At 61.5% G+C, this 20980-nt stretch carries 13 protein-coding genes and 1 other RNA gene; 9 read left to right on the top strand and 5 right to left on the bottom strand.

Going from position 1 to position 20980, the window contains the following annotated elements:
• Window positions 1-187: 187 nt before the first annotated feature.
• Entirely contained in the window at window positions 188-532 is a 345-nt protein-coding gene (locus tag BFQ04_RS04800) for a YggL family protein (RefSeq protein WP_065949809.1), read from the top strand.
• A gap of 74 nt (window positions 533-606) precedes the next feature.
• On the opposite strand, the gene BFQ04_RS04795 is transcribed toward BFQ04_RS04800, so the two are convergent.
• A complete protein-coding gene (locus BFQ04_RS04795; RefSeq protein WP_065949808.1) occupies window positions 607-1797 on the bottom strand; it encodes a benzoate/H(+) symporter BenE family transporter in 1191 nt (396 codons plus the stop codon).
• A 362-nt stretch (window positions 1798-2159) separates the two neighbouring features.
• Between BFQ04_RS04795 and BFQ04_RS04790 the strand changes: the two genes are divergently transcribed.
• The gene (locus BFQ04_RS04790; protein WP_065887865.1) at window positions 2160-2924 is read left to right on the top strand and encodes a GntR family transcriptional regulator; all 765 of its coding nucleotides are present in this window, start codon (window positions 2160-2162) and stop codon (window positions 2922-2924) included.
• Between the two features lie 138 nt (window positions 2925-3062).
• On the opposite strand, the gene guaD is transcribed toward BFQ04_RS04790, so the two are convergent.
• The 4 genes from guaD to xdhA form a co-directional block, all read right to left on the bottom strand.
• Window positions 3063-4367: a guanine deaminase gene (gene guaD, locus BFQ04_RS04785; RefSeq protein ID WP_065949807.1), complete on the bottom strand. Its 1305-nt coding sequence runs from the start codon at window positions 4365-4367 to the stop codon at window positions 3063-3065.
• A gap of 7 nt (window positions 4368-4374) precedes the next feature.
• Window positions 4375-5217 carry a xanthine dehydrogenase accessory protein XdhC gene (gene xdhC / locus BFQ04_RS04780; protein ID WP_065949806.1) on the bottom strand — a complete coding sequence of 281 codons (843 nt, stop codon included), beginning with the start codon at window positions 5215-5217 and terminating at the stop codon, window positions 4375-4377.
• Window positions 5218-5327: 110 nt separating this feature from the next.
• Window positions 5328-7727: a xanthine dehydrogenase molybdopterin binding subunit gene (gene xdhB, locus BFQ04_RS04775; protein ID WP_065949805.1), complete on the bottom strand. Its 2400-nt coding sequence runs from the start codon at window positions 7725-7727 to the stop codon at window positions 5328-5330.
• Window positions 7720-9168: a xanthine dehydrogenase small subunit gene (xdhA, locus tag BFQ04_RS04770; RefSeq protein ID WP_065949804.1), complete on the bottom strand. Its 1449-nt coding sequence runs from the start codon at window positions 9166-9168 to the stop codon at window positions 7720-7722. Before xdhA ends, xdhB begins: the two co-directional genes overlap by 8 nt.
• Before the next feature lie 280 nt (window positions 9169-9448).
• On the opposite strand from xdhA, the gene BFQ04_RS04765 reads away from it, so the two are divergent.
• The 7 genes from BFQ04_RS04765 (at window position 9449) to BFQ04_RS04735 (ending at window position 20971) form a co-directional block, all read left to right on the top strand.
• The gene (locus tag BFQ04_RS04765) at window positions 9449-10108 is read left to right on the top strand and encodes a GntR family transcriptional regulator (protein ID WP_065949803.1); all 660 of its coding nucleotides are present in this window, start codon (window positions 9449-9451) and stop codon (window positions 10106-10108) included.
• 2 nt (window positions 10109-10110) lie between these two features.
• Window positions 10111-13599 carry a chromosome segregation protein SMC gene (gene smc, locus BFQ04_RS04760; protein WP_065949802.1) on the top strand — a complete coding sequence of 1163 codons (3489 nt, stop codon included), beginning with the start codon at window positions 10111-10113 and terminating at the stop codon, window positions 13597-13599.
• A 305-nt stretch (window positions 13600-13904) separates the two neighbouring features.
• Window positions 13905-14765, top strand: coding sequence for a cell division protein ZipA (gene zipA / locus BFQ04_RS04755; RefSeq protein WP_065949801.1), 861 nt, complete (start codon window positions 13905-13907; stop codon window positions 14763-14765).
• Window positions 14766-14852: 87 nt separating this feature from the next.
• The gene (ligA, locus tag BFQ04_RS04750) at window positions 14853-17210 is read left to right on the top strand and encodes an NAD-dependent DNA ligase LigA (RefSeq protein ID WP_065949800.1); all 2358 of its coding nucleotides are present in this window, start codon (window positions 14853-14855) and stop codon (window positions 17208-17210) included.
• A 120-nt stretch (window positions 17211-17330) separates the two neighbouring features.
• Window positions 17331-18497 carry a zinc-binding metallopeptidase family protein gene (locus BFQ04_RS04745; protein WP_065949799.1) on the top strand — a complete coding sequence of 389 codons (1167 nt, stop codon included), beginning with the start codon at window positions 17331-17333 and terminating at the stop codon, window positions 18495-18497.
• A 268-nt stretch (window positions 18498-18765) separates the two neighbouring features.
• Window positions 18766-18862: signal recognition particle sRNA small type (gene ffs / locus BFQ04_RS04740), an RNA gene on the top strand.
• A gap of 147 nt (window positions 18863-19009) precedes the next feature.
• Window positions 19010-20971, top strand: a complete 1962-nt coding sequence (locus tag BFQ04_RS04735) for an AAA family ATPase (protein WP_065949798.1) — start codon at window positions 19010-19012, stop codon at window positions 20969-20971.
• Window positions 20972-20980: the final 9 nt, after the last annotated feature.

Genomic DNA, 20980 nt, shown 5'->3' with positions numbered 1-20980 from the left:
AAGAAAAATCCCTCATTGGTCATGAAAGTGTCGGCATTATGCCCCAAGCCGAGCCCACTTGTAGCTGAACGATAGCGGGTAATCCGGGTTTTTTTATCGGCAAAGCGCCGCCCGTCCCAGAGAGTCGGGCAATTGCCGCCTTAAACTGCTAAAGTGCCGGCCGTTATTACTTAAGAGGATTGTTCCAATGGCGACTAACCGTTCCCAGCGTCTGCGCAAAAAACTGTGCGTTGATGAATTTCAAGAGCTGGGTTTCGAACTGAACCTGGACTTCAAAGAAGGCCTGAGTGAAGAAGCTATCGACGCTTTCCTCGAAGCATTCATCAAAGAAGCCATGGAAGCCAACGGTCTGGGTTATGTCGGCGGCGATGACTACGGTCTGGTTTGCCTGCAGAAGCGTGGCTCGGTCAACGAAGAGCAGCGTGCTGCCGTTGAAGCCTGGCTGAAAACCCGTTCCGAGCTGACCAAGGCTGAAGTCAGCCCGTTGCTGGACGTGTGGTATCCGGAAAAGCCGATCAATTCCCAGAATTGAAGCGGTAAGTGACAAGCTTCAAGCCGCAAGCTCACGCAGCTTGAAGCTTGAAGCTTGAAGCTTGAAGCCTAAAGCTAGACCCTCCTCCCATTCAGAATCAGCAGCGTCAACACCCCCGCCACAATCCCCCAGAACGCCGAACCAATGGAAAACAACGTCAGGCCTGACGCAGTGACCATGAAGGTGATCAACGCCGCTTCCCGTTCCTTGGGCTCATTCATGGCGATGCTCAGGCCATTGATGATCGAGCCGAACAGCGCCAACGCCGCTATCGACAGCACCAGTTCCTTGGGCAACGCTGCGAAGAGCGCCGCCAACGTGGCGCCAAACACCCCGGCAATGCCGTAGAACACCCCGCACCAGACGGCTGCGGTGTAGCGCTTGTTGCGGTCTTCGTGAGCGTGCGGCCCGGTGCAGATCGCCGCGCTGATGGCTGCCAGGTTGATGCCGTGGGAGCCAAAGGGCGCCAGCACCAGGGAGGCGAGGCCGGTGGTGGTGATCAGTGGCGAGGCCGGCACGGTGTAGCCGTCGGCGCGCAGCACGGCGACCCCCGGCATGTTCTGCGAGGTCATCGCCACCACGAACAGCGGGATACCGATGCTGATGGTCGCCGCCAGCGAGAAGTGCGGCGTGGTCCATACCGGCGTCGCGACTTCCAGATGAAAGCCGCTGAAATCCAGCAGCCCCATGAAGCCCGACAGCAGGGTGCCGCTCACCAGCGCGGCCAGCACCGCATAACGCGGCGACAGGCGCTTGATGATCAGGTAAGTGAAAAACATCCCCAGCACCAGGCCGGTGCGATGCTGTGCGGCGACGAAGATTTCACTGCCGATCTTGAACAGAATCCCCGCCAGCAATGCCGCCGCCAGTGATGCGGGGATGCGCTTGACGAGTTTTTCAAAGCTGCCGGTCAGCCCACAGAGGGTCACCAGCGCCGCGCAGGTGATGTAGGCACCGATGGCCTCGCCGTAACTGACGCCGCCCAGGCTTGTGATCAACAGCGCCGCGCCGGGTGTCGACCAGGCGATGGTGATCGGCGTGCGATAGCGCAGGGACAGGCCGATGCTGCACACCGCCATGCCGATGGAAATCGCCCAGATCCACGAGGAAATCTGCGCCGTGGTCAAACCGGCGGCCTGGCCGGCCTGGAACATCAGCACCAGCGAGCTGGTGTAGCCGGTCATCATGGCGATGAAACCGGCGACGATGGCCGAAGGTGAAGTGTCGGCCAGCGGGCGCAACGGCGCTTGGGTAGCGTCGGTCATGAAAGGGTGTTCCTTTTTACCTGACTCCGCACGCTGTAGGAGCGAGCTTGCTCGCGAAAATCGCCAACGATAACGCGGGCAATCAGATCAAACGCGGCGCCCTTGGGGTCTTCGCGAGCAAGCTCGCTCCTACAGTGGGATGTCGTACATGGGAAATCGTGGAATCAAGCCTAAACTCAAACGTAACGACCCATTGCAATACAGCCGGCGCTGCAAACAGCCGTACAGTGTGTTGGCGCATTGGGTTGTGTACAATGTGCCCTGTTTTCAGGCGATACTTGCCAGCGACTGCCTGTTGCCGTATTACCTTAAAGTTGTCGTATTACCGTTAATTCGCCGCCGTTCTCCCTACCCGAGTGCCCATGAACGAACAGTTGCAACCTCTCAAGAAACAACCGCGAGCCGGCAAGACCGGTCGCAGCGGAACCCAGGACGATATCGTCTACGCGCATATCTTCGAGGCGATCCTCGAACAACGCCTGGCACCTGGCACCAAATTGAGTGAAGAGGCACTGGGCGAAATCTTCGGCGTGAGCCGCACCATCATTCGCCGCGCCTTGTCGCGTCTGGCCCATGAAGGCGTGGTGTTGCTGCGGCCCAACCGTGGCGCGGTCGTCGCCAGCCCGAGCGTCGACGAGGCCCGCCAGGTGTTCATGGCGCGGCGTCTGGTGGAGCGGGCGATCACCGAGTTGGCGGTGCAGCACGCCACCGCCGAGCAACTGGCCGAGTTGCGCCAGATGGTCAACGACGAACGCGACAGTTTCTCCCGTGGTGACCGTGGTGCCGGCATTCGCCTCTCCGGCGAATTTCACCTGAAGCTGGCCGAAGCGGCGAAGAACGCGCCGCTGATCAGCTTCCAGCGCAGCCTGGTGTCCCAGACCTCATTGATCATCGCCCAGTACGAAAGCGGCAACCGCTCGCACTGTTCCTACGATGAACACACCCAGCTGATCGACGCGATCGAAGCCCGGGATGCGGTACTGGCAGTGGATTTGATGATGCATCACATGGATCACATTGACAGCAAGCTCAACCTCGATGAGGAAAGTGCGTCGGATGATTTGCATGCGGTGTTCTCGCATCTGTTGCAGACCAAGAAGGCGGGGCGCTCTTCGGTAAAACTGTAATTTCCCTGATTCACCGGGAATAAAATGTGGGAGGGGGCTTGCCCCCGATAGCAGTGTGTCAGTCAATGCTTAAGCTGGCTGATCCACCGCAATCGGGGGCAAGCCCCCTCCCACATTGGTTTTTTGGTGTCTTTGAAATCAGCGTTGGTGCACCAGATTGCCGGCCGCGTAGGTCTGCATCACCGCCCGATCATCCCCCAATGTCATCAGTACAAACAACGTCTCGGCAATATCCTTGGCCTGCTTCAAGCGATAGCTGAGCAGCGGCGTGGCGTTGAAGTCCAGCACCAAAAAGTCCGCATCCGTGCCCGGCTGCAAGGTGCCGATCTTGTCTTCCAGACGCAATGCCCGCGCGCCACCCAGGGTGGCCAGGTACAGCGACTTGAACGGGCTCAACCGCGCGCCCTGCAATTGCATGACCTTGTAGGCTTCATTCAGCGTCTGCAGCAGCGAGAAGCTGGTGCCGCCGCCCACGTCGGTGCCCAGGCCGACATTCAATTTGTGCTTCTCGGCCATCGGCAGGTTGAACAGGCCGCTGCCGAGGAACAGGTTCGACGTCGGGCAGAACGCCACGGCCGAGCCGGTCTGCGCCAACCGTGCGCATTCGTCGTCACACAGATGCACGCCATGGGCGAACACCGAGCGCTCGCCGAGCAGTTTGTAATGGTCGTACACGTCCAGATAGCCGCTGCGCTCGGGGAACAGTTCCTTCACCCATTGGACTTCCTGCTTGTTCTCACTGATGTGCGTCTGCATGTACAGGTCCGGGTACTCGCCCAGCAGTTGCCCGGCCAGCGTCAGTTGCTCCGGCGTGCTGGTCGGCGCAAAGCGCGGCGTGACGGCGTAGTGCAGACGGCCCTTGCCGTGCCAGCGCTCGATCAGCGCCTTGCTTTGCTGGTAGCCTGATTGCGGCGTGTCGGTCAGGTAGTCCGGCGCGTTGCGGTCCATCATCACCTTGCCGGCGATCATGCGCAGGTCGAGTTTTTCGGCGGCTTCGAAGAACGCGTTCACCGATTGCGGGTGCACGCTACCGAATACCAGCGCGGTGGTGGTGCCGTTGCGCAGCAGCTCCTTGATGAAAATGTCGGCGACTTCCTCGGCGTGGGCCTTGTCGGCGAACTGGCTTTCGCAGGGGAAGGTGTAAGTGTTGAGCCAGTCCAGCAACTGCTCGCCATAGGCGCCGACCATGCCGGTCTGGGGCAGGTGGATGTGGGTGTCGATCAGGCCGGGGGTGATCAATGCATCCTGGTAGTGCGTGATATCGATGTCAGCGGGCAACGTCGGCAGCAGGTCGCTGGCATGGCCAAGCGCACTGATCTGGCCGTTATCGATCACCAGCAGGCCGTCTTCGAAATACTCGTAGGACGCTTCAATGCCCACGATGGCAGGGTCGTCGATGCTGTGCAGGATGGCGGCGCGGTAGGCTTTGCGGGTCAAAGGCATGGTTATCTCAATTGATAGCTTGGCTGCGGCGTGACACCGGCAGCAATTTGGCAATGGGTTCGGCGCTGGCGGTGTGCTGGCCGAAATGGGCGTTATAGGTGGCGATGATTTCGCCGGCGATGGAGATGGCAATCTCCACCGGCAATTTGCCCTTCACCTCGGTGAGGCCCATGGGGCAGCGCATGCGTTGCAGTTGCGCGGTATCGAAGCCGCGATCGCGCAGGCGGTGTTCGAATTTCACGCGCTTGGTGTTCGAGCCGATCAGGCCGAAGTAGGCAAAGTCATTGCGCTTGAGCAGGGCGGCGGTCAGTTCCAGGTCCAGTGCATGGTTGTGGGTCATGACGATGCAGTAACTGCCCGCCGGCAAGTCGGCGATTTCGTCGACGGGCTCTTCGCTGACGATTTTACGCACGCCTTGCGGGATGTTCTGCGGGAATTCCTGCTCACGGGAATCGATCCAGCGCACCCGGCACGGCAGGCTCGCCAGCAGCGGCACCAGCGCACGCCCCACGTGGCCGGCGCCGAATACTGCGATGTGCGCCTGCACCTGGCCCATCGGTTCGAACAGCAGCACAGTGACGCCGCCGCAGCACTGGCCCAGGCTCGCGCCGAGGCTGAAGCGCTCCAGGTGGGTGTTCTGTTGGCCACGGGCAAGCATCTCGCGGGCGATGTGCATCGCCTTGTATTCCAGGTGCCCGCCGCCGATGGTGTCGAAGGTCTGCGCGGCACTGATCACCATCTTGGAACCGGCGTTGCGCGGCGTGGAGCCGAGCTCTTCGATGATGGTCACCAGTACGCAGGGCTCGCCCTGGTTCTGCAGGTCGGCGAGGGCGCTGATCCAGTTGTTCATAGTCACCTCTTGTGGTGTCTGTCAGGCCGTCATCGGGGGCAAGCCCCCTCCCACATTTGAAATGCATTCCAAGGTGGGAGGGGGCTTGCCCCCGATGGCAGCGCCTCGATCTAAAGCGAAGCCAACTCGGTTTCGGTATCCGCCGCCACCGCGGCGGTCAACTTGCGCATCTGCTCACACCCCCACAACACCCGCTCGGGCGTGGCCGGCGCGTCGATTTTCGGCTGCTGGCGATAGTCACCCAGACTCGCCACCGCATCCTTGATCGCACACCACGAGGCGATTCCGAGCATGAACGGCGGCTCGCCCACGGCCTTGGAATGGAACACCGTGTCTTCCGGGTTCTTGCGGTTTTCCACCAGTTTCACCCGCAGGTCCAGCGGCATGTCGGCGACCGCCGGGATCTTGTAGCTGGCCGGGCCGTTCGTCATGAGCTTGCCCTTGTTGTTCCACACCAGCTCTTCCATGGTCAGCCAGCCCATGCCCTGGATGAAACCGCCTTCCACCTGGCCGATGTCGATGGCCGGGTTCAACGAGGCGCCTACGTCATGAAGGATGTCGGTGCGCAGCATCTTGTATTCGCCGGTCAGGGTGTCGACGATCACTTCGCAGCAGGCCGCGCCGAACGCGAAGTAGTAGAACGGCCGTCCGCGCGACTGGCTGCGGTCGTAGAAGATTTTCGGGGTCTTGTAGAAACCGGTGCTCGACAGCGAGACCTGGGCGAAATACGCCTGCTGGATCAGCGCCTCGAAGCTCAGGATCTGCTCACGCACGCGCACATGGCCGTTGCGAAATTCCACATCCGCTTCGCTGACGTCGTACTTGCGCGCGGCAAATCCCACCAGGCGCTGCTTGATGGTTTCGGCGGCGTTCTGCGCGGCCTTGCCGTTCAGGTCGGCACCGCTGGACGCCGCTGTTGGCGAGGTGTTCGGCACTTTGTCGGTGTTGGTCGCGGTGATCTGCACGCGGTCGATGTCGACCTGGAACACTTCGGCCACCACCTGGGCGACCTTGGTGTTCAGGCCCTGGCCCATCTCGGTGCCGCCGTGGTTCAGGTGAATGCTGCCGTCGGTGTAGATATGGATGAGCGCGCCGGCCTGGTTGAGAAAGCTCGCGGTAAACGAAATACCGAATTTGACCGGGGTCAGCGCCAGGCCCTTTTTCAGGATCGGGCTGTGGGCGTTGTACAGGCGAATCGCTTCGCGGCGCTCGGCGTATTGGCTGCTCGCCTCCAGCTCGGCGGTCATCTCTTCGAGCATGTTGTGCTCGACGGTCTGGTAGTAATGAGTGACGTTGCGCTCGGTCTTGCCGTAGTAGTTGGCCTTGCGCACGGCCAGCGGATCCAGCGCCAGATGGCGGGCGATGGCGTCCATTACTTCCTCGATGGCGACCATGCCCTGGGGGCCGCCGAAGCCACGGTACGCCGTGTTGGAGGCGGTGTTGGTCTTGCAGCGATGGCCGTTGACCGTGGCATCGCCCAGGTAATACGCATTATCGGCGTGGAACATCGCACGGTCGACAATCGAGTTGGACAGGTCCGGCGAACAGCCGCAGTTGCCGGCCAGCTCCAGGTTGATGCCGTGCAAACGGCCGTTGTCGTCAAAGCCCACGTCATATTCGATATAGAAAGGGTGACGCTTGCCGGTCATCAGCATGTCTTCGACCCGCGGCAGGCGCATCTTGGTCGGTTGCCCGGTGAGGCGCGCCACCACCGCGCACAGGCAGGCGGGGCTGGCAGCCTGGGTTTCCTTGCCGCCGAACCCGCCGCCCATGCGGCGCATATCGACGACGATCTTGTTCATCGACACATCGAGTACTTCGGCCACCAGTTTCTGCACTTCGGTGGGGTTTTGCGTGGAGCAGTAGACGATCATGCCGCCGTCTTCGGTGGGCATTACCGAGGAAATCTGCGTCTCCAGGTAGAAATGTTCCTGGCCGCCGATATGCAGCGTGCCCTGGATACGGTTTTTTGCCGTCGCCAGCGCACCGGCCGCATCACCGCGTTGATGGGTGTGGCTGTCGAGCACGAAGTGTTGGTTGCGAAACGCCTCGACCACATCCAGTACCGGCTCCAGGTCTTCGTATTCGATCACCGCCGCCATCGCGGCTTTGCGCGCGGTCTCAAGATCGCGGGCGGCCACGGCCAGCACCACCTGGCCCACGAACTGCACGGTGTCGATGGCCAGCAGCGGATCGCCGGGCATCAACGGGCCGATGTCCTTGAGGCCCGGTACGTCTTCGTGGGTAATCACGATGCGCACGCCGTCAAAGGCATAGCAGGGCGCGGTGTCGATGCTGAGGATTTTCGCGTGGGCGCGGTCGGACAGGCGCGCATACAGGTGCAACTGGTTGGGAAATTCGAGGCGGTCGTCGATGTACTGCGCCTCGCCGCTGACGTGCTTGGCGGCGCTGTCATGCCTGACGCTGCGGCCGACCCCGCAGGTCAGGTCCTGGGCAAACAGCTCGGCCAGTTCGGCCTGGGTTTTTACCACGGCGTGATGGTTAGACATAAGCGGTCACCCGAGTCTCGATGTGCGGCGTTTGCAGTTCGATGAAATATTTGCGCAGCAGGTTCTGTGCGCTGAGCAGGCGGTATTCCTTGCTGGCGCGAAAGTCCGACAGCGGGGTGAAATCCTCGGCCAGGGCGGCACAGGCTTTCTCCACAGTGGCGGCGTTCCAGGTGGCGCCGATCAGTAGCGTTTCGCAGTGCCTGGCGCGCTTGGGGGTGGCGGCCATGCCGCCGAAGGCGACGCGGGCGTCGCTGATCACACCGTTGTCGAGCTTGAGGTTGAAGGCGGCGCAGACGGCGGAAATATCGTCGTCCAGGCGCTTGGACACCTTGTACGCGCGAAACAGTGAATGGCCCTTGGGCACGATGATCTTCTCGATGAATTCGCTGTCCTGGCGGGCGGTGACGCGGTAGTCGATAAAGTAGTCTTCCAGCGCCAGGGTGCGACGGGTCTGGCCCTTGCACAGCACAATCTGCGCACCGAGGGCGATCAGCAGCGGCGGCGAATCGCCAATGGGCGAGGCGTTGCCGATGTTGCCGCCCAAGGTGCCCTGGTTGCGGATCTGCAAGGAGGCGAAGCGGTGCAGCAAGTCGCCGAAGTCGGGGTATTCGTGGTGCAGCGCGGTGTAGCAGTCGGAGAGGGCGGTGGCGGCGCCGATTTCCAGGCGGTCGTCGAAGGATTCGATGCGCTTCATCTCTTCGATATTGCCGACGTAGATCATCACCGGCAGGGTGCGATGGAACTGCGTGACTTCCAGCGCCAGGTCGGTGCCGCCGGCCAGCAGGCGGGCTTGCGGATAAGCGTCGTAGAGATCGGCCAGGTCGGCGACCGTCAACGGCACCAGGCAGCGTTTGTCGCCGCTGTTGAGTTCGCCGGTTTGGGTTGGCGCAATGGCCTTGAGCTGCGCGATGGTGCGAGCCTCACGGCTGTCGAACTGGTCCTGGGGCTTGTTGCAACAGGCCTGTTCGGCCGCCGCCAGAATCGGGCGGTAACCGGTGCAGCGGCACAGGTTGCCGGCCAGGGCTTCGTGGGCTTTCTGGCTGTCGGGCGCGTCGCTGTTTTTTTGCAGGGCAAACAACGACATCACGAAGCCTGGGGTGCAGAAGCCGCACTGTGAACCGTGGCACTCGACCATCGCCTGCTGCACGCTGTGCAGTTGGCCCTGGTGCTTGAGGTCTTCGACACTGATCAGTTGCTTGCCGTGCAGCGAGGAGACAAAGGTCAGGCACGAATTGAGGCTGCGATAACGGATCTGCTCGACGCCTTGATCGTTGCGATGCAACTCGCCGACCACCACGGTGCACGCACCGCAGTCGCCGCTGGCGCAGCCTTCCTTGGTACCGGATTTGCCCACATGCTCACGCAAATAGTTGAGCACGGTCAGGTTGGGGTCCAGGGCGTGCTCGCTACGGAGTTCCTGGTTAAGTAAAAACTGGATCACGGAAGGCCTCGCAGACTCATTATTGTTGTTAACCGCTTTGCGCCGAATCTAGTCATGTCTGACTTTTCGGTCAATGGTTTTCTGACTTAAGGGTCAAGAAAATCCGGTCACAACACATTCAATTATGGTCCAGTCTTCTGGAACCGGTGTTTTCAGGGGCTTATGGCTGTTCAGGCTTGCGTGTTTCATGCCAAATTCGCCACCGTGGGCGTAGCGCCATCAGCGGGCCAATGCGCTACACTGCCGCGCTTGTACCGATAGAAGATTTTGAAGGGAAAACATGACGTTCAAGGCGCCGGACAGTCTCGCCGAGCAAATCGCTCACCACCTCGCCGAACGTATCATTCGCGGCGATCTCAAGCCTGGGGAGCGGATCCAGGAACAGAAGGTCACACTGGCGCTGAATGTCAGCCGTGGTTCCGTGCGCGAAGCCTTGCTGATCCTCGAACGCCGGCACCTGATCGCGATCCTGCCGCGCCGTGGCGCTCACGTCACCGAACTCACCGCACACAAGGTGCAGAGCCTGTGCACGTTGATGGGCGAGATGTACATCCTGCTCGGCAATGCAGTGGCCGAAGGCTGGCAGACCCAGGCCGACATGGCGCCATTCCTGCAAATCCAGCAGCGCCTGATGGCCAGCTACGAGCGCCAGGACATCCGCGCCTTTGTCGAAGAAAGCTTCAATGTGATGCGCGCCGCGTATCCCTTCGCGAACAACCCGTACCTGCAGGAAACCGTCGAGAACCTGCAGCCGGCGATGAACCGCGCCTATTACCTGGCCCTTGACCAGCGCAAGGCGGAAATGAGCGAGTACCTCGCGCTGTTCGAACAACTGCTTGCTGCCGTAATGGCCCGCGACCTGGCGCAGATCCGAAGGGTGCTGTCGGCCTACTGCCAGCGCAGCAGCTCGCTGGTCATCGCCGCGTTGGCGGACGCCTAAACGTGCGGCTCAAGTGCATCAAACTGGCGGGGTTCAAATCCTTCGTCGACCCGACCACGGTGAACTTCCCCAGTAACATGGCGGCGGTGGTCGGGCCCAATGGCTGCGGCAAGTCGAACATCATCGACGCCGTGCGCTGGGTGATGGGCGAGAGCTCGGCGAAAAACCTGCGCGGCGAGTCGATGACCGACGTCATCTTCAACGGCTCCACCAGCCGCAAACCGGTGAGCCAGGCCAGTATCGAACTGGTGTTCGACAACTCCGACGGCACCCTGGTCGGCGAATACGCGGCCTACGCGGAAATCTCCATTCGCCGTAAGGTTACGCGCGACAGCCAGAACAGTTATTTTCTCAACGGCACCAAATGCCGTCGACGCGACATCACCGATATCTTCCTCGGCACCGGCTTAGGCCCGCGCAGTTATTCGATCATCGAGCAGGGCATGATCTCCAAGCTGATCGAAGCCAAGCCCGAAGACCTGCGCAACTTTATCGAGGAAGCGGCCGGCATCTCCAAGTACAAGGAGCGTCGCCGCGAGACCGAAAACCGCATTCGCCGCACCCATGAAAACCTCGCCCGCCTGACCGACCTGCGCGAAGAGCTGGAGCGCCAGTTGGAGCGCCTGCACCGCCAGGCCCAGGCCGCCGAGAAGTATCAGGAATACAAGGCCGAAGAGCGCCAGCTCAAGGCACAACTGTCGGCCCTGCGCTGGCAGGCGCTGAACGACCAGGTCGGCCAGCGTGAAGCGATCATCGGCACCCAGGAAGTCAGCTTTGAAGCACTGGTGGCCGAGCAGCGCAACGCCGACGCCAGCATTGAACGCCTGCGGGACGGGCACCATGAGCTGTCCGAGCGCTTCAATCTGGTGCAGGGCCGCTTCTATTCGGTGGGCGGCGACATTGCCCGCGTCGAACAGAGTATCCAGCACGGCCAGCAACGCCTGCGCCAGCTGCAGGATGATCTGAAGGAAGCCGAACGCGCGCGCCTGGAGACCGAATCGCACCTGGGCCACGACCGTACCTTGCTGCTGACCCTGGGCGAAGAGCTGGACATGCTCACCCCCGAGCAGGACATCACCAACGCCGCCGCCGAAGAAGCGGCCGCCGCCCTGGAAGACGCCGAAACCGGCATGCACGGCTGGCAGGAGCAGTGGGACACGTTCAACCTCACATCCGCCGAACCGCGGCGCCAGGCCGAGGTGCAGCAATCGCGTATCCAGCAACTGGAAACCAGCATGGAGCGCCTGGCTGAACGCCAGCGCCGCCTGCAGGAAGAGCGCGTGTTACTCGCCGCCGACCCGGAAGACGCGGCGATCATGCAGTTGAGCGAACAGCTGGCCGAAAGCGAGATGACCCTCGAAGAGCTCGAGGCCAGCGAAGCGCAGCAAGTGGAACGCCTGGAGCAACTGCGTCAGCAATTGCAAACGGCGACCCAGGCGCAGCAACAGGCCCAGGGTGACCTGCAGCGGCTCAACGGGCGACTGGCCTCATTGGAAGCCTTGCAGCAGGCCGCGCTGGACCCCGGCACCGGCACCGCCGAATGGCTGCGCGACCAGCACCTGGCCGAGCGTCCGCGTCTGGCCGAAGGCTTGAAGGTCGAGGCCGGTTGGGAACTGGCGGTGGAAACCGTACTGGGCGCCGACCTGCAAGCCGTGCTGGTGGATGATTTTGGCGGCTTCGACCTGGCGGGTTTCACCCAGGGCGACCTGCGCCTGCTCAGCCCTGCAGCCGATGGCGCGCGCGTGCCGGGTAGCCTGCTGGACAAGGTCGAGGCGGCGATTGACCTGTCGCCGTGGCTGGGCCAGGTCAAGCCGGTCGAGTCACTTGAGCAAGCCCTGGCCCAACGCGGCCAATTGGCGGCCGGCGAAAGCTTGATCAGTCGCGACGGCTATTGGGTCGGCCGCCACTTCCTGCGCGTACGCCGTGCCAGTGAGGCCGAAAGCGGTGTATTGGCCCGTGGCCAGGAAATCGTCAACCTGAGCGCCGAGCGCGAAGAGCGCGAGGCGACTCTGGAAAGCCTGGAAACCGAACTGCAAACCCTGCGCGCCACCCAGCGCCAGCAAGAGACCGGCCGCGAACACCTGCGCCGCCTGTTACAGGACGAAGCGCGTCAGCAAGGCGAATTGAAAGCGCAACTGTCGGCGAGCAAGGCCAAGGTCGAACAACTGACCCTGCGCCGCACCCGCCTTGACGAAGAAGTTGCCGAAATGGGCGAGCAGCGCGCCCTGGAGCACGAACAGATCGGCGAAGCGCGCCTGCTGTTGCAGGAAGCCCTCGACAGCATGGCCCTGGACACCGAGCAGCGCGAACTGCTGCTGGCCCAGCGCGACAGCCTGCGCGAACGCCTCGACCGCGTGCGCCAGGAGGCCCGCCAGCACAAGGACCACGCGCACCAACTGGCGGTGCGCCTCGGCTCGCTGCGCGCCCAGCACACCTCCACGGCCCAGGCCCTTGAACGCCTGGAGATGCAGTCCGAACGCCTCACCGAAAAGCGCGAGCAGTTGAGCCTCAACCTGGAGGAGGGCGAAGCGCCCCTGGAAGAGCTGCGCCTCAAGCTTGAAGAGTTGCTCGACAAGCGCATGACCGTCGACGAAGAGCTCAAGACCGCGCAGATCGCCCTGGAGGACGCCGACCGCGAACTGCGCGACGCCGAAAAACGCCGCACCACCGCCGAACAGCAATCCCAGCTGATTCGCGGTCAGCTCGAACAGCAGCGCATGGAGTGGCAAGCCCTGACCGTGCGCCGCAAGACCTTGCAGGACCAGTTGCTCGAAGACGGTTACGACCTGCACGGCGTACTCGACACGCTGACCGCACAGGCCAACGAAAAAGACGCCGAAGAAGAACTTGAGCGCATTGCCGCGCGTATCCAGCGACTCGGTGCGATCAACCTCGCGGCCATCGATGAGTACCAGCAGCAGTCCGAGCGCAAACGTTATCTGGATGCCCAGAACGCCGACCTGGTCGAAGCGCTGGATACGCTGGAAAACGTGATTCGCAAGATCGACAAGGAAACCCGCAACCGCTTCAAGGATACCTTTGATCAGATTAATGGCGGTTTACAGGCGTTATTCCCAAAAGTTTTCGGTGGTGGCAGTGCCTACTTGGAACTGACAGGCGAAGATCTACTCGATACAGGGGTAACGATCATGGCGCGGCCTCCGGGCAAGAAGAACAGCACCATCCATTTGTTGTCCGGCGGCGAGAAGGCGCTGACGGCCCTGGCCCTGGTATTTGCCATCTTCAAGCTGAACCCGGCGCCGTTCTGCATGCTCGACGAAGTCGATGCACCGCTGGATGACGCTAACGTTGGACGCTACGCTCGGCTGGTCAAGGAGATGTCCCAGACCGTGCAGTTCATCTATATCACCCACAACAAGATCGCCATGGAAATGGCCGATCAATTGATGGGCGTGACGATGCATGAGCCGGGCTGTTCGCGTTTGGTGGCGGTGGATGTGGAAGAAGCGATGAAGATGGTGGACGCCTAGCGGCGTAGCGCCAAGTTGCAAGCGGCAAGCTGCAAGTGAGTTGGCTTGAGCTTGCGGCTTATAGCTTGAAGCTTGAAGCTTGAAGCTTGTAGCTCACAGTCACCCCCGGCGTAAGAAGAAGGTACTGGCGAACGAAAGTGCCAATCCGATACATCTCTCGCCAACTGTGCTAATTTAATGTCAATTTTTCGTACGCGTGGGCAAAACGTCAGTCAGAACATAGAGTTGGCGCCACGTTTTAAAGCGGTTTGCACGGTGCTAAACCCCTTATTTTTCAGCATTTTTTATTAGAGGCACGGGATTACATGGAAATCGGTCTGCGCGAGTGGCTGATCGTCATCGGCATCATTGTCATTGCCGGTATTCTTTTTGATGGCTGGCGCCGTATGCGCGGTGGCAAGGGCAAGCTTAAATTCCGCTTGGACCGAAACCTGTCCAACCTGCCTGACGACGACGGCAGCGCCGAGCTGCTGGGGCCGCCCCGTGTGCTGGATACCCACAAGGAACCGCAGCTGGACGAGCACGACTTGCCGTCGATGAGCGCGCCGGTGCGTGAAGCCCGGGAGTCGTCCAAGCGTGGCAAGCGCGGCAGTGCCGGCGTGGCCGAGCCGCATCAGGGCGACCTGAACCTGGATGTCGATGAAGGCCCGAGCTTCAGCAGCCGCGACGATGATTTCCCGGATGAAAACAGCGGCAAGGCCCCATCGCGCCAATCGGTGAACGATCAGCCGGCTGCCGAAGAGGTATTGGTGATCAGTGTGATCTGCCGCGATGCCGGTGGCTTCAAAGGCCCGGCCCTGTTGCAGAACATCCTTGAGAGCGGCCTGCGCTTTGGCGAGATGGATATTTTCCACCGTCACGAAAGCATGGCCGGCAACGGCGAAGTACTGTTCTCCATGGCCAACGCGGTCAAGCCCGGCACGTTCGACCTGGACGACATCGACCTGTTCAGCACCCCGGCGGTCAGTTTCTTCCTCGGTCTGCCAGGCCCGCGTCACCCCAAGCAAGCGTTCGACGTGATGGTGGCCGCGGCCCGCAAGCTGTCCCAGGAACTCAACGGCGAGCTCAAGGACGACCAACGCAGCGTCCTCACCGCCCAGACCATCGAGCATTACCGTCAGCGCATCGTCGAGTTCGAGCGTCGCGCTCTGACACAGAAACGCTGAGGATTGCGCCTCGGCGTTGTCAGTAGAATAAGCGCACTAACATATTGAGCAGCTTCGGCTGCTCTTTTGCTTTATGAGAGAACACCCATGACCGCCGCCCATACCCGCATCCTCGAACTGCGCGCTGAACTGGATCAGCACAACTACCGTTATCACGTCCTCGACGAGCCGAGCATTCCGGACGCCGAGTACGACCGGTTGTTCCATGAGCTCAAGGCGCTGGAAGCCGAGCATCCGGAGCTGGTGACGCGTGATTCGCCGACACAGCGGGTCGGCAGCGCGGCGCTGTCGGCGTTTACTCAAGTCCGGCATGAAATCCCCATGCTCAGCCTCGGCAACGCTTTCGATGAAGCGACCATGCTGGAATTCGACCGCCGGGTGACCGAGGGCCTGGATCTGCCGGCCGGCGACCTGTTCGCCAGCGTCGAATACAGTTGCGAGCCAAAGCTGGATGGCCTGGCGGTCAGCCTGTTGTATCAGGACGGCGAACTGGTGCGCGGCGCCACTCGCGGCGACGGGACCACCGGCGAAGACATCAGCGTCAATGTGCGCACCGTGCGCAACATTCCGTTGAAGCTGCACGGCAGCGGTTGGCCGGCCACCCTGGAAGTGCGCGGTGAAGTGTTCATGTCCAAGGCCGGTTTCGAGCGCCTGAACGCCTCGCAACTGGAGGTCGGCGGCAAGACCTTCGCCAACCCGCGCAACGCGGCGGCCGGCAGCCTGCGCCAACTGGATTCGAAGATCACCGCCAGTCGTCCGTTGGAATTCTGCTGCTATGGCATCGGCCAGGTGACGACGGATATCAGTGACACTCATATCGGCAACCTGAAGCAGTTGCAGAAGTGGGGCATGCCGATCAGTCATGAACTGAAACTGGCCAAGGGCATTCAGGAATGCCTGGACTACTACCGCGACATCGGCGAACGGCGCAACAGCCTGTCGTACGAGATCGACGGGGTGGTATTCAAGGTCAACAGCATCGCGGCCCAGCGGGAGCTGGGCTTCCGCGCCCGCGAGCCGCGCTGGGCCATTGCGCATAAATTCCCGGCCATGGAAGAACTGACCGAGTTGCTCGACGTGGAATTCCAGGTCGGCCGCACCGGCGCCGTCACGCCCGTGGCGCGTTTGAAACCGGTCAAGGTTGCCGGCGTGACTGTGTCCAACGCCACCCTGCACAACATGGACGAAGTGGCGCGCCTGGGCCTGATGATCGGCGATACGGTGATCATCCGCCGCGCCGGGGACGTGATCCCGCAGGTGGTGTCGGTGGTCACCGAGCGTCGCCCGGAGCACGCGCGCGCGGTGCAGATCCCTGAAAGTTGCCCGGTGTGCGGTTCCCACGTAGAGCGCACGCAACTGGTCAAGCGCAGCAAGGGCAAGGAAACCGTCAGCGACGGCGCGGTGTACCGCTGCGTCGGGCGCCTGGCCTGTGGCGCGCAGCTCAAGCAGGCGATCATTCATTTCGTCTCGCGCCGTGCCATGGACATCGATGGCCTGGGCGACAAAACCATCGAGCAACTGGTGGATGAAAAACTCATCGGCTCGCCGGCCGACCTCTACAAACTCAAGTACGAGCAGATCATCGACCTGGAAGGCTTTGCCGATATTTCCAGCAAAAAGCTGATCGCCGCCATCGAAAACAGCAAGACGCCGACCCTGGCGCGGTTTATCTACGCCCTGGGCATTCCCGATGTGGGCGAGGAGACCGCCAAGGTGCTGGCGCGCTCCCTGGCTTCCCTGGAACGGGTGCAGAAGGCTCTGCCGGAAGTGCTGACGTACTTGCCGGACGTAGGCCTGGAAGTGGCGCACGAGATCCATAGCTTCTTTGAAGACAGCCATAACCAGGAGGTGATTGGCGCGCTGCTGTCGCCCGATGAATGCGCCCTGCAATTGCAGGAGCAGGGCGACCTGAGTGCCGAGTTCGCCGCCAGCACCACCCTGGGCGGCCTGCTCGACAAGCTGCACGTGCCCTCCGTGGGACCGGGCGCGGCGCAGAAACTGGCGGACAAGTTCGGCAGCCTCGAAGGCGTGATCAAGGCCGACTGGCTGGACATGCGCCAGGCCCTGCCCGAGAAACAGGCCAAGGCCGTGCGCGACTTTTTTGATAGCGAGGACAACGCCCACCGCGCCCTGGCCATCGAGCAGCAGCTCAAGGACTTCGGCATGCACTGGCAGAGCGAGAAAAAGGTCGTCGAAGGCCTGCCGGAAGCCGGGCATACCTGGGTGCTCACCGGCTCCCTGGAGTTGATGAGCCGCGATGTGGCCAAGGACAAACTCGAAAGCCTGGGCGCCAAGGTGGCCGGTTCCGTTTCGGCGAAGACCCACTGCGTGGTGGCCGGGCCGGGCGCCGGCTCCAAATTGGCCAAGGCCAGCGAACTGGGGCTCAAAGTGCTCGACGAAGAGGCCTTCGTCGCCTTCCTGGCCAAGCACAACATCGCGGTCTGATTGCATCCTGTGGCGAGGGAGCAAGCTCGCGCCGGGCTGCGAAGCAGCCCCTCTCCAGGAAAGTGGAACGATCCCGAGCGGTAAATGATCTAGTCTCAGTCACCCTTGGGAGAGATCGCCATGTTCCGCTACTTCGAGCAACTCAGCACGCGCATCGCCGCACCGTTCATGGCCGGATCCTCGCGTAACAGCAAGGTATGGCAATGCCGCTGCGGCCAGTCCTTGTTCTTTCGCAACAGCCAATGCCTGGCCTGCTCGGCGCTGCTGGGCTACCACCCGCAGCAAAGCCGCCTGTCTTCACTGCAACCCGGTCCCGTGGCCGACACCTGGCTGATGGACGCCAACCTCGACGCCGGCGCCTTTCGCCGCTGCGCCAACCTCCAGACCCCGGCGGCGTGCAACTGGCTGATCCCGGCGCACAGCACCTCGGCCCTGTGCGTGGCGTGCAGCCTGAACCGCACCATCCCTGATTTGTCCATCGCGGAAAATCCCGAGCGCTGGCGCAAGGTGGAAACCGCCAAGCGCCGACTGGTCGCCCAGCTGGTCAGCCTGGGCCTGCAGGTGGTGCCCAAAAGCGTCAACGAAGACACCGGCCTGGCGTTCGACTTCGTCGGCATCGACCTGCAAGGCAATGCGCCCACTACCGGTCACGCCAACGGCCTGATCACCCTCGATATCAAGGAAGCTGACGACGCCCATCGTGAAAAGGTTCGCGTGCAGATGCATGAGCCCTACCGCACCTTGCTCGGTCACTTTCGCCATGAGGTCGGCCACTATTACTGGGACCGCCTGATCGCCAACAGCCACTGGCTCGAGCCGTTTCGCAACCTGTTCGGCGACGAACGCGCCAGTTACGCCGACGCGCTCGACCAGCATTACCAGAACGGCCCACGCCCGGACTGGCAGCAAACCTGCGTCAGCGCCTATGCCACCATGCACCCCTGGGAAGACTGGGCCGAGACCTGGGCGCATTACCTGCACATGATGGACGCGGTCGACACCGCCCTGGGGTTTGGCATGAGCGCTCGGGAGATGGACCTCGATTACCAGCCGTTTCCCCTGAGCACCTTGTACGACCCCGAACACCCTGGCGGGGCGGCGTTCCTCTCCTTCGTCAATGCCTGGATCGAACTGGCCGGCATGCTCAACGAACTGTCGCGCAGCATGGGCCAGCCGGATTTCTACCCCTTCGTGCTGCCCCCGGCGGTGATTGCCAAGCTGCACTTTATCCACCTGGTCATCCAGGAAGAGGGCGGCAGGGCCGATGAGGTGCTGCAGGCACAATGATGAAATGTGCGAGGGCAAGCCCTGATACCAGTCTGTAGGAGCACGCTTGCTCGCGAAAAATTTACAGGCACCGCGTTCATTCAGAAAGCACGCGTTATCGTTGACGTTTTTCGCGAGCAAGCTCGCTCCTACAGAGTGGCTGGGATAGCGTCATTGTTGAGGGCCATGGCAAGTACTTGAAGCTTCTCATTTTTTTACGGTTGTAACTTCCGATGAGATCGGTACAATGGCCCCGCTTGCCGAGAGGCCAGCGTCGTTATGGTGACCCCATCGGTCCCCCCGCAACGATTACCCGTGAACCTGGTCAGAGCCGGAAGGCAGCAGCCACAGCGGGAACATTGTGTGCCGGGGTGTGGCTGGTGGGGTTGCCTCCATAACGCTCCCTTCTGTAATACCCCCCAAAATCTCAATTATTCAGCCAGTCATCTGTGACGCTTATTGCGCAGTGCATGACGACCCTTCCACGACTGGTGGCATACTCCCAAGCGTCTTTCCCCTGGCCATGAGGCTGTATGCACTCGGAACATTTTGATTTATCCAGCCCCGTGTTCTTGCCGATCACCGATGAAACCTGTGCGGGTTTGTTGGGTTCTGACGGTGCGGGTGCGCTGGAAACCCTGAGTGAGCCGGAGCTGGCAGCGCTGCTGGTTATCCAGAATCTGGCGCAGATGCCGGAACACGAGTTGAGTGCAGTGGGCGCTGAAAGGGTGTTGGCCAAGCTCATTGGCTGGGCGGCGCAGGGCAGGCATTCAGCTGCCGTGAGCTTGCTGTCGGAGGCACAACGGTTGTTTGACCCGCGCAAGCTGTACTTCGGCCTCAATGTGGTCAAGAGCCTGAAGTTGCGTTTTCTGTTGGCGGATGAAGTCCTGGCGCGAGATTATTTATTGCCCGACGGCCAATGGGACGTCGAGTACAAAGTCCGTCACCTCAAGGCAAACAATCCCTTCCGCCAGCAGATGGTCACGCCCAGGCATCGCGAGCGCTGGCTGAGCGCCGAGCAGGACAAACTGGTCAGGACCTTTCGCGCCAACCTGAACGAAGACCTGCATGTCCAAGGGTACGCCGGCATTGGCAAGAGTCACCTGCTGGTGGCGCTGATGGAGCATCTGCGACCCGAAAAGACCTTGTTGCTGGCACGTACACCGGCAAAGCTTCAAACCCTGCGCGCGCGCATGGTGGGCGTGCGGGAGAGAAAGGCCGGGCAAACCTTTCACGGGTTTGCGCACGTCTTGTTACATGGCCCAAGGTCACAGCCGCTGGCTACGCAAGGGCGCGTCCCGAGCAAGCAGACACTGGCGCAGGAATTGAACATCTTCGGTTTTCGTCATCTGCAAGGACAGGCGCTGCTGGATGTCTGCCTCAAGGTGCTTGAAAACTACTGCGGCTCCCGGGACTACAGCCTGTCGGCGAAGCATCTGCCGCACTTCAAGCAAGCGCTGTCCAGCGTTGATGCCAAAGTACTTGTCGAATACTCCAGCCGGTTATGGACCTACCTTGAGGCGAATCCGGCCTGGAGCGCTCACACCGGATTTGAAGCGTTGTTGATGGTCAAGCGCGCCAGCCTCGCCGGCAGTGTGGTGCCTGAGCGCTATACCCATGTGTTGATTGATGAGAGCCAGGACATTCCGGCGCCCTTGCTGCAAATCATCGAGCGCGGGCGCCAGGTGCTGATCACCCTGGGCGACGAGTATCAGCAGGCCAGCGGTGTACTGGTCAAGCGCGCGCGCGAGGTTCGCCATACGGATGTGAGCTATAGCGTACGCTCCGGGCGCAACGTCGAGCGCCTGGTCAATCCCTTGATCAGCCAACACTCGCAGAAAAGCAAGGTGCTCTTCGAGGGCGCACGGGATGCGGACGTCGGTATCGAGCTGTATCCCCAGGGCTTTGTACCGCCGCCAGGCTGCGTGGTGCTGACCGCGTCCTATTGGGACACCATGAAGTGGCTCATGCATCTGAGCGAAGAGCGCCGTGCCTGTGCGTTTGCCAGCAGCGAAGCGCAGCAGGATCTCAAATACTTCATGGACACCGTCATCGCGTTGTTCAAACCCGAATTCTATGGCAGCGAGTACAGCGACCGTGGGCCTCATTCGTTTTTCAGCGATATGGCCGACTGGCAGCAGGTGCGCGACGCGTGCCGGTTCGATGACGCGTTTCTGTGGGTCGAGGCGGAACTGGAAAAAGGCTTCAATGTGGCCGACGTGACACGGTTGAACAGGCTCAGCGGTCACCCGCGCGAGCGCTGTTTGTTGATGTTGGCGCAAGACGCCGGCGGCATGGAGTTCGAGCGTGTCCTGCTCACGCCCGAGTTGCTCACCACTGTGAAATTCCAGGATGCCTATGCGTTCGATCAGCGCTTGTGCGCGGTGTACATCGCGATTTCCCGCGCCACCGTGCAGCTTTATCTTCCCTACGACGTGGTCGAGTGGATCGACTACCACCAGTACCAGAAGACCCGCGATGTGCATGGCTACTGAGTGATTTAC

The sequence above is a fragment of the Pseudomonas sp. 37 R 15 genome, from assembly GCF_900004865.1.
In the GTDB taxonomy this organism is placed as follows: domain Bacteria; phylum Pseudomonadota; class Gammaproteobacteria; order Pseudomonadales; family Pseudomonadaceae; genus Aquipseudomonas; species Aquipseudomonas fluorescens_AM.
This window is presented reverse-complemented; position numbering and strand designations above follow the sequence as displayed.

Bases quoted from the DNA above. Each gene is read 5' to 3' on its own strand.
- BFQ04_RS04800 (WP_065949809.1), top strand. From the start codon at position 188: ATGGCGACTAACCGTTCCCAGCGTCTGCGCAAAAAACTGTGCGTTGAT.
- zipA (WP_065949801.1), top strand. From the start codon at position 13,905: ATGGAAATCGGTCTGCGCGAGTGGCTGATCGTCATCGGCATCATTGTC.
- ligA (WP_065949800.1), top strand. From the start codon at position 14,853: ATGACCGCCGCCCATACCCGCATCCTCGAACTGCGCGCTGAACTGGAT.
- BFQ04_RS04795 (WP_065949808.1), bottom strand. From the start codon at position 1,797: ATGACCGACGCTACCCAAGCGCCGTTGCGCCCGCTGGCCGACACTTCA.
- BFQ04_RS04765 (WP_065949803.1), top strand. From the start codon at position 9,449: ATGACGTTCAAGGCGCCGGACAGTCTCGCCGAGCAAATCGCTCACCAC.
- guaD (WP_065949807.1), bottom strand. From the start codon at position 4,367: ATGCCTTTGACCCGCAAAGCCTACCGCGCCGCCATCCTGCACAGCATC.
- BFQ04_RS04790 (WP_065887865.1), top strand. From the start codon at position 2,160: ATGAACGAACAGTTGCAACCTCTCAAGAAACAACCGCGAGCCGGCAAG.
- BFQ04_RS04735 (WP_065949798.1), top strand. From the start codon at position 19,010: ATGCACTCGGAACATTTTGATTTATCCAGCCCCGTGTTCTTGCCGATC.
- xdhB (WP_065949805.1), bottom strand. From the start codon at position 7,727: ATGTCTAACCATCACGCCGTGGTAAAAACCCAGGCCGAACTGGCCGAG.
- BFQ04_RS04745 (WP_065949799.1), top strand. From the start codon at position 17,331: ATGTTCCGCTACTTCGAGCAACTCAGCACGCGCATCGCCGCACCGTTC.
- xdhC (WP_065949806.1), bottom strand. From the start codon at position 5,217: ATGAACAACTGGATCAGCGCCCTCGCCGACCTGCAGAACCAGGGCGAG.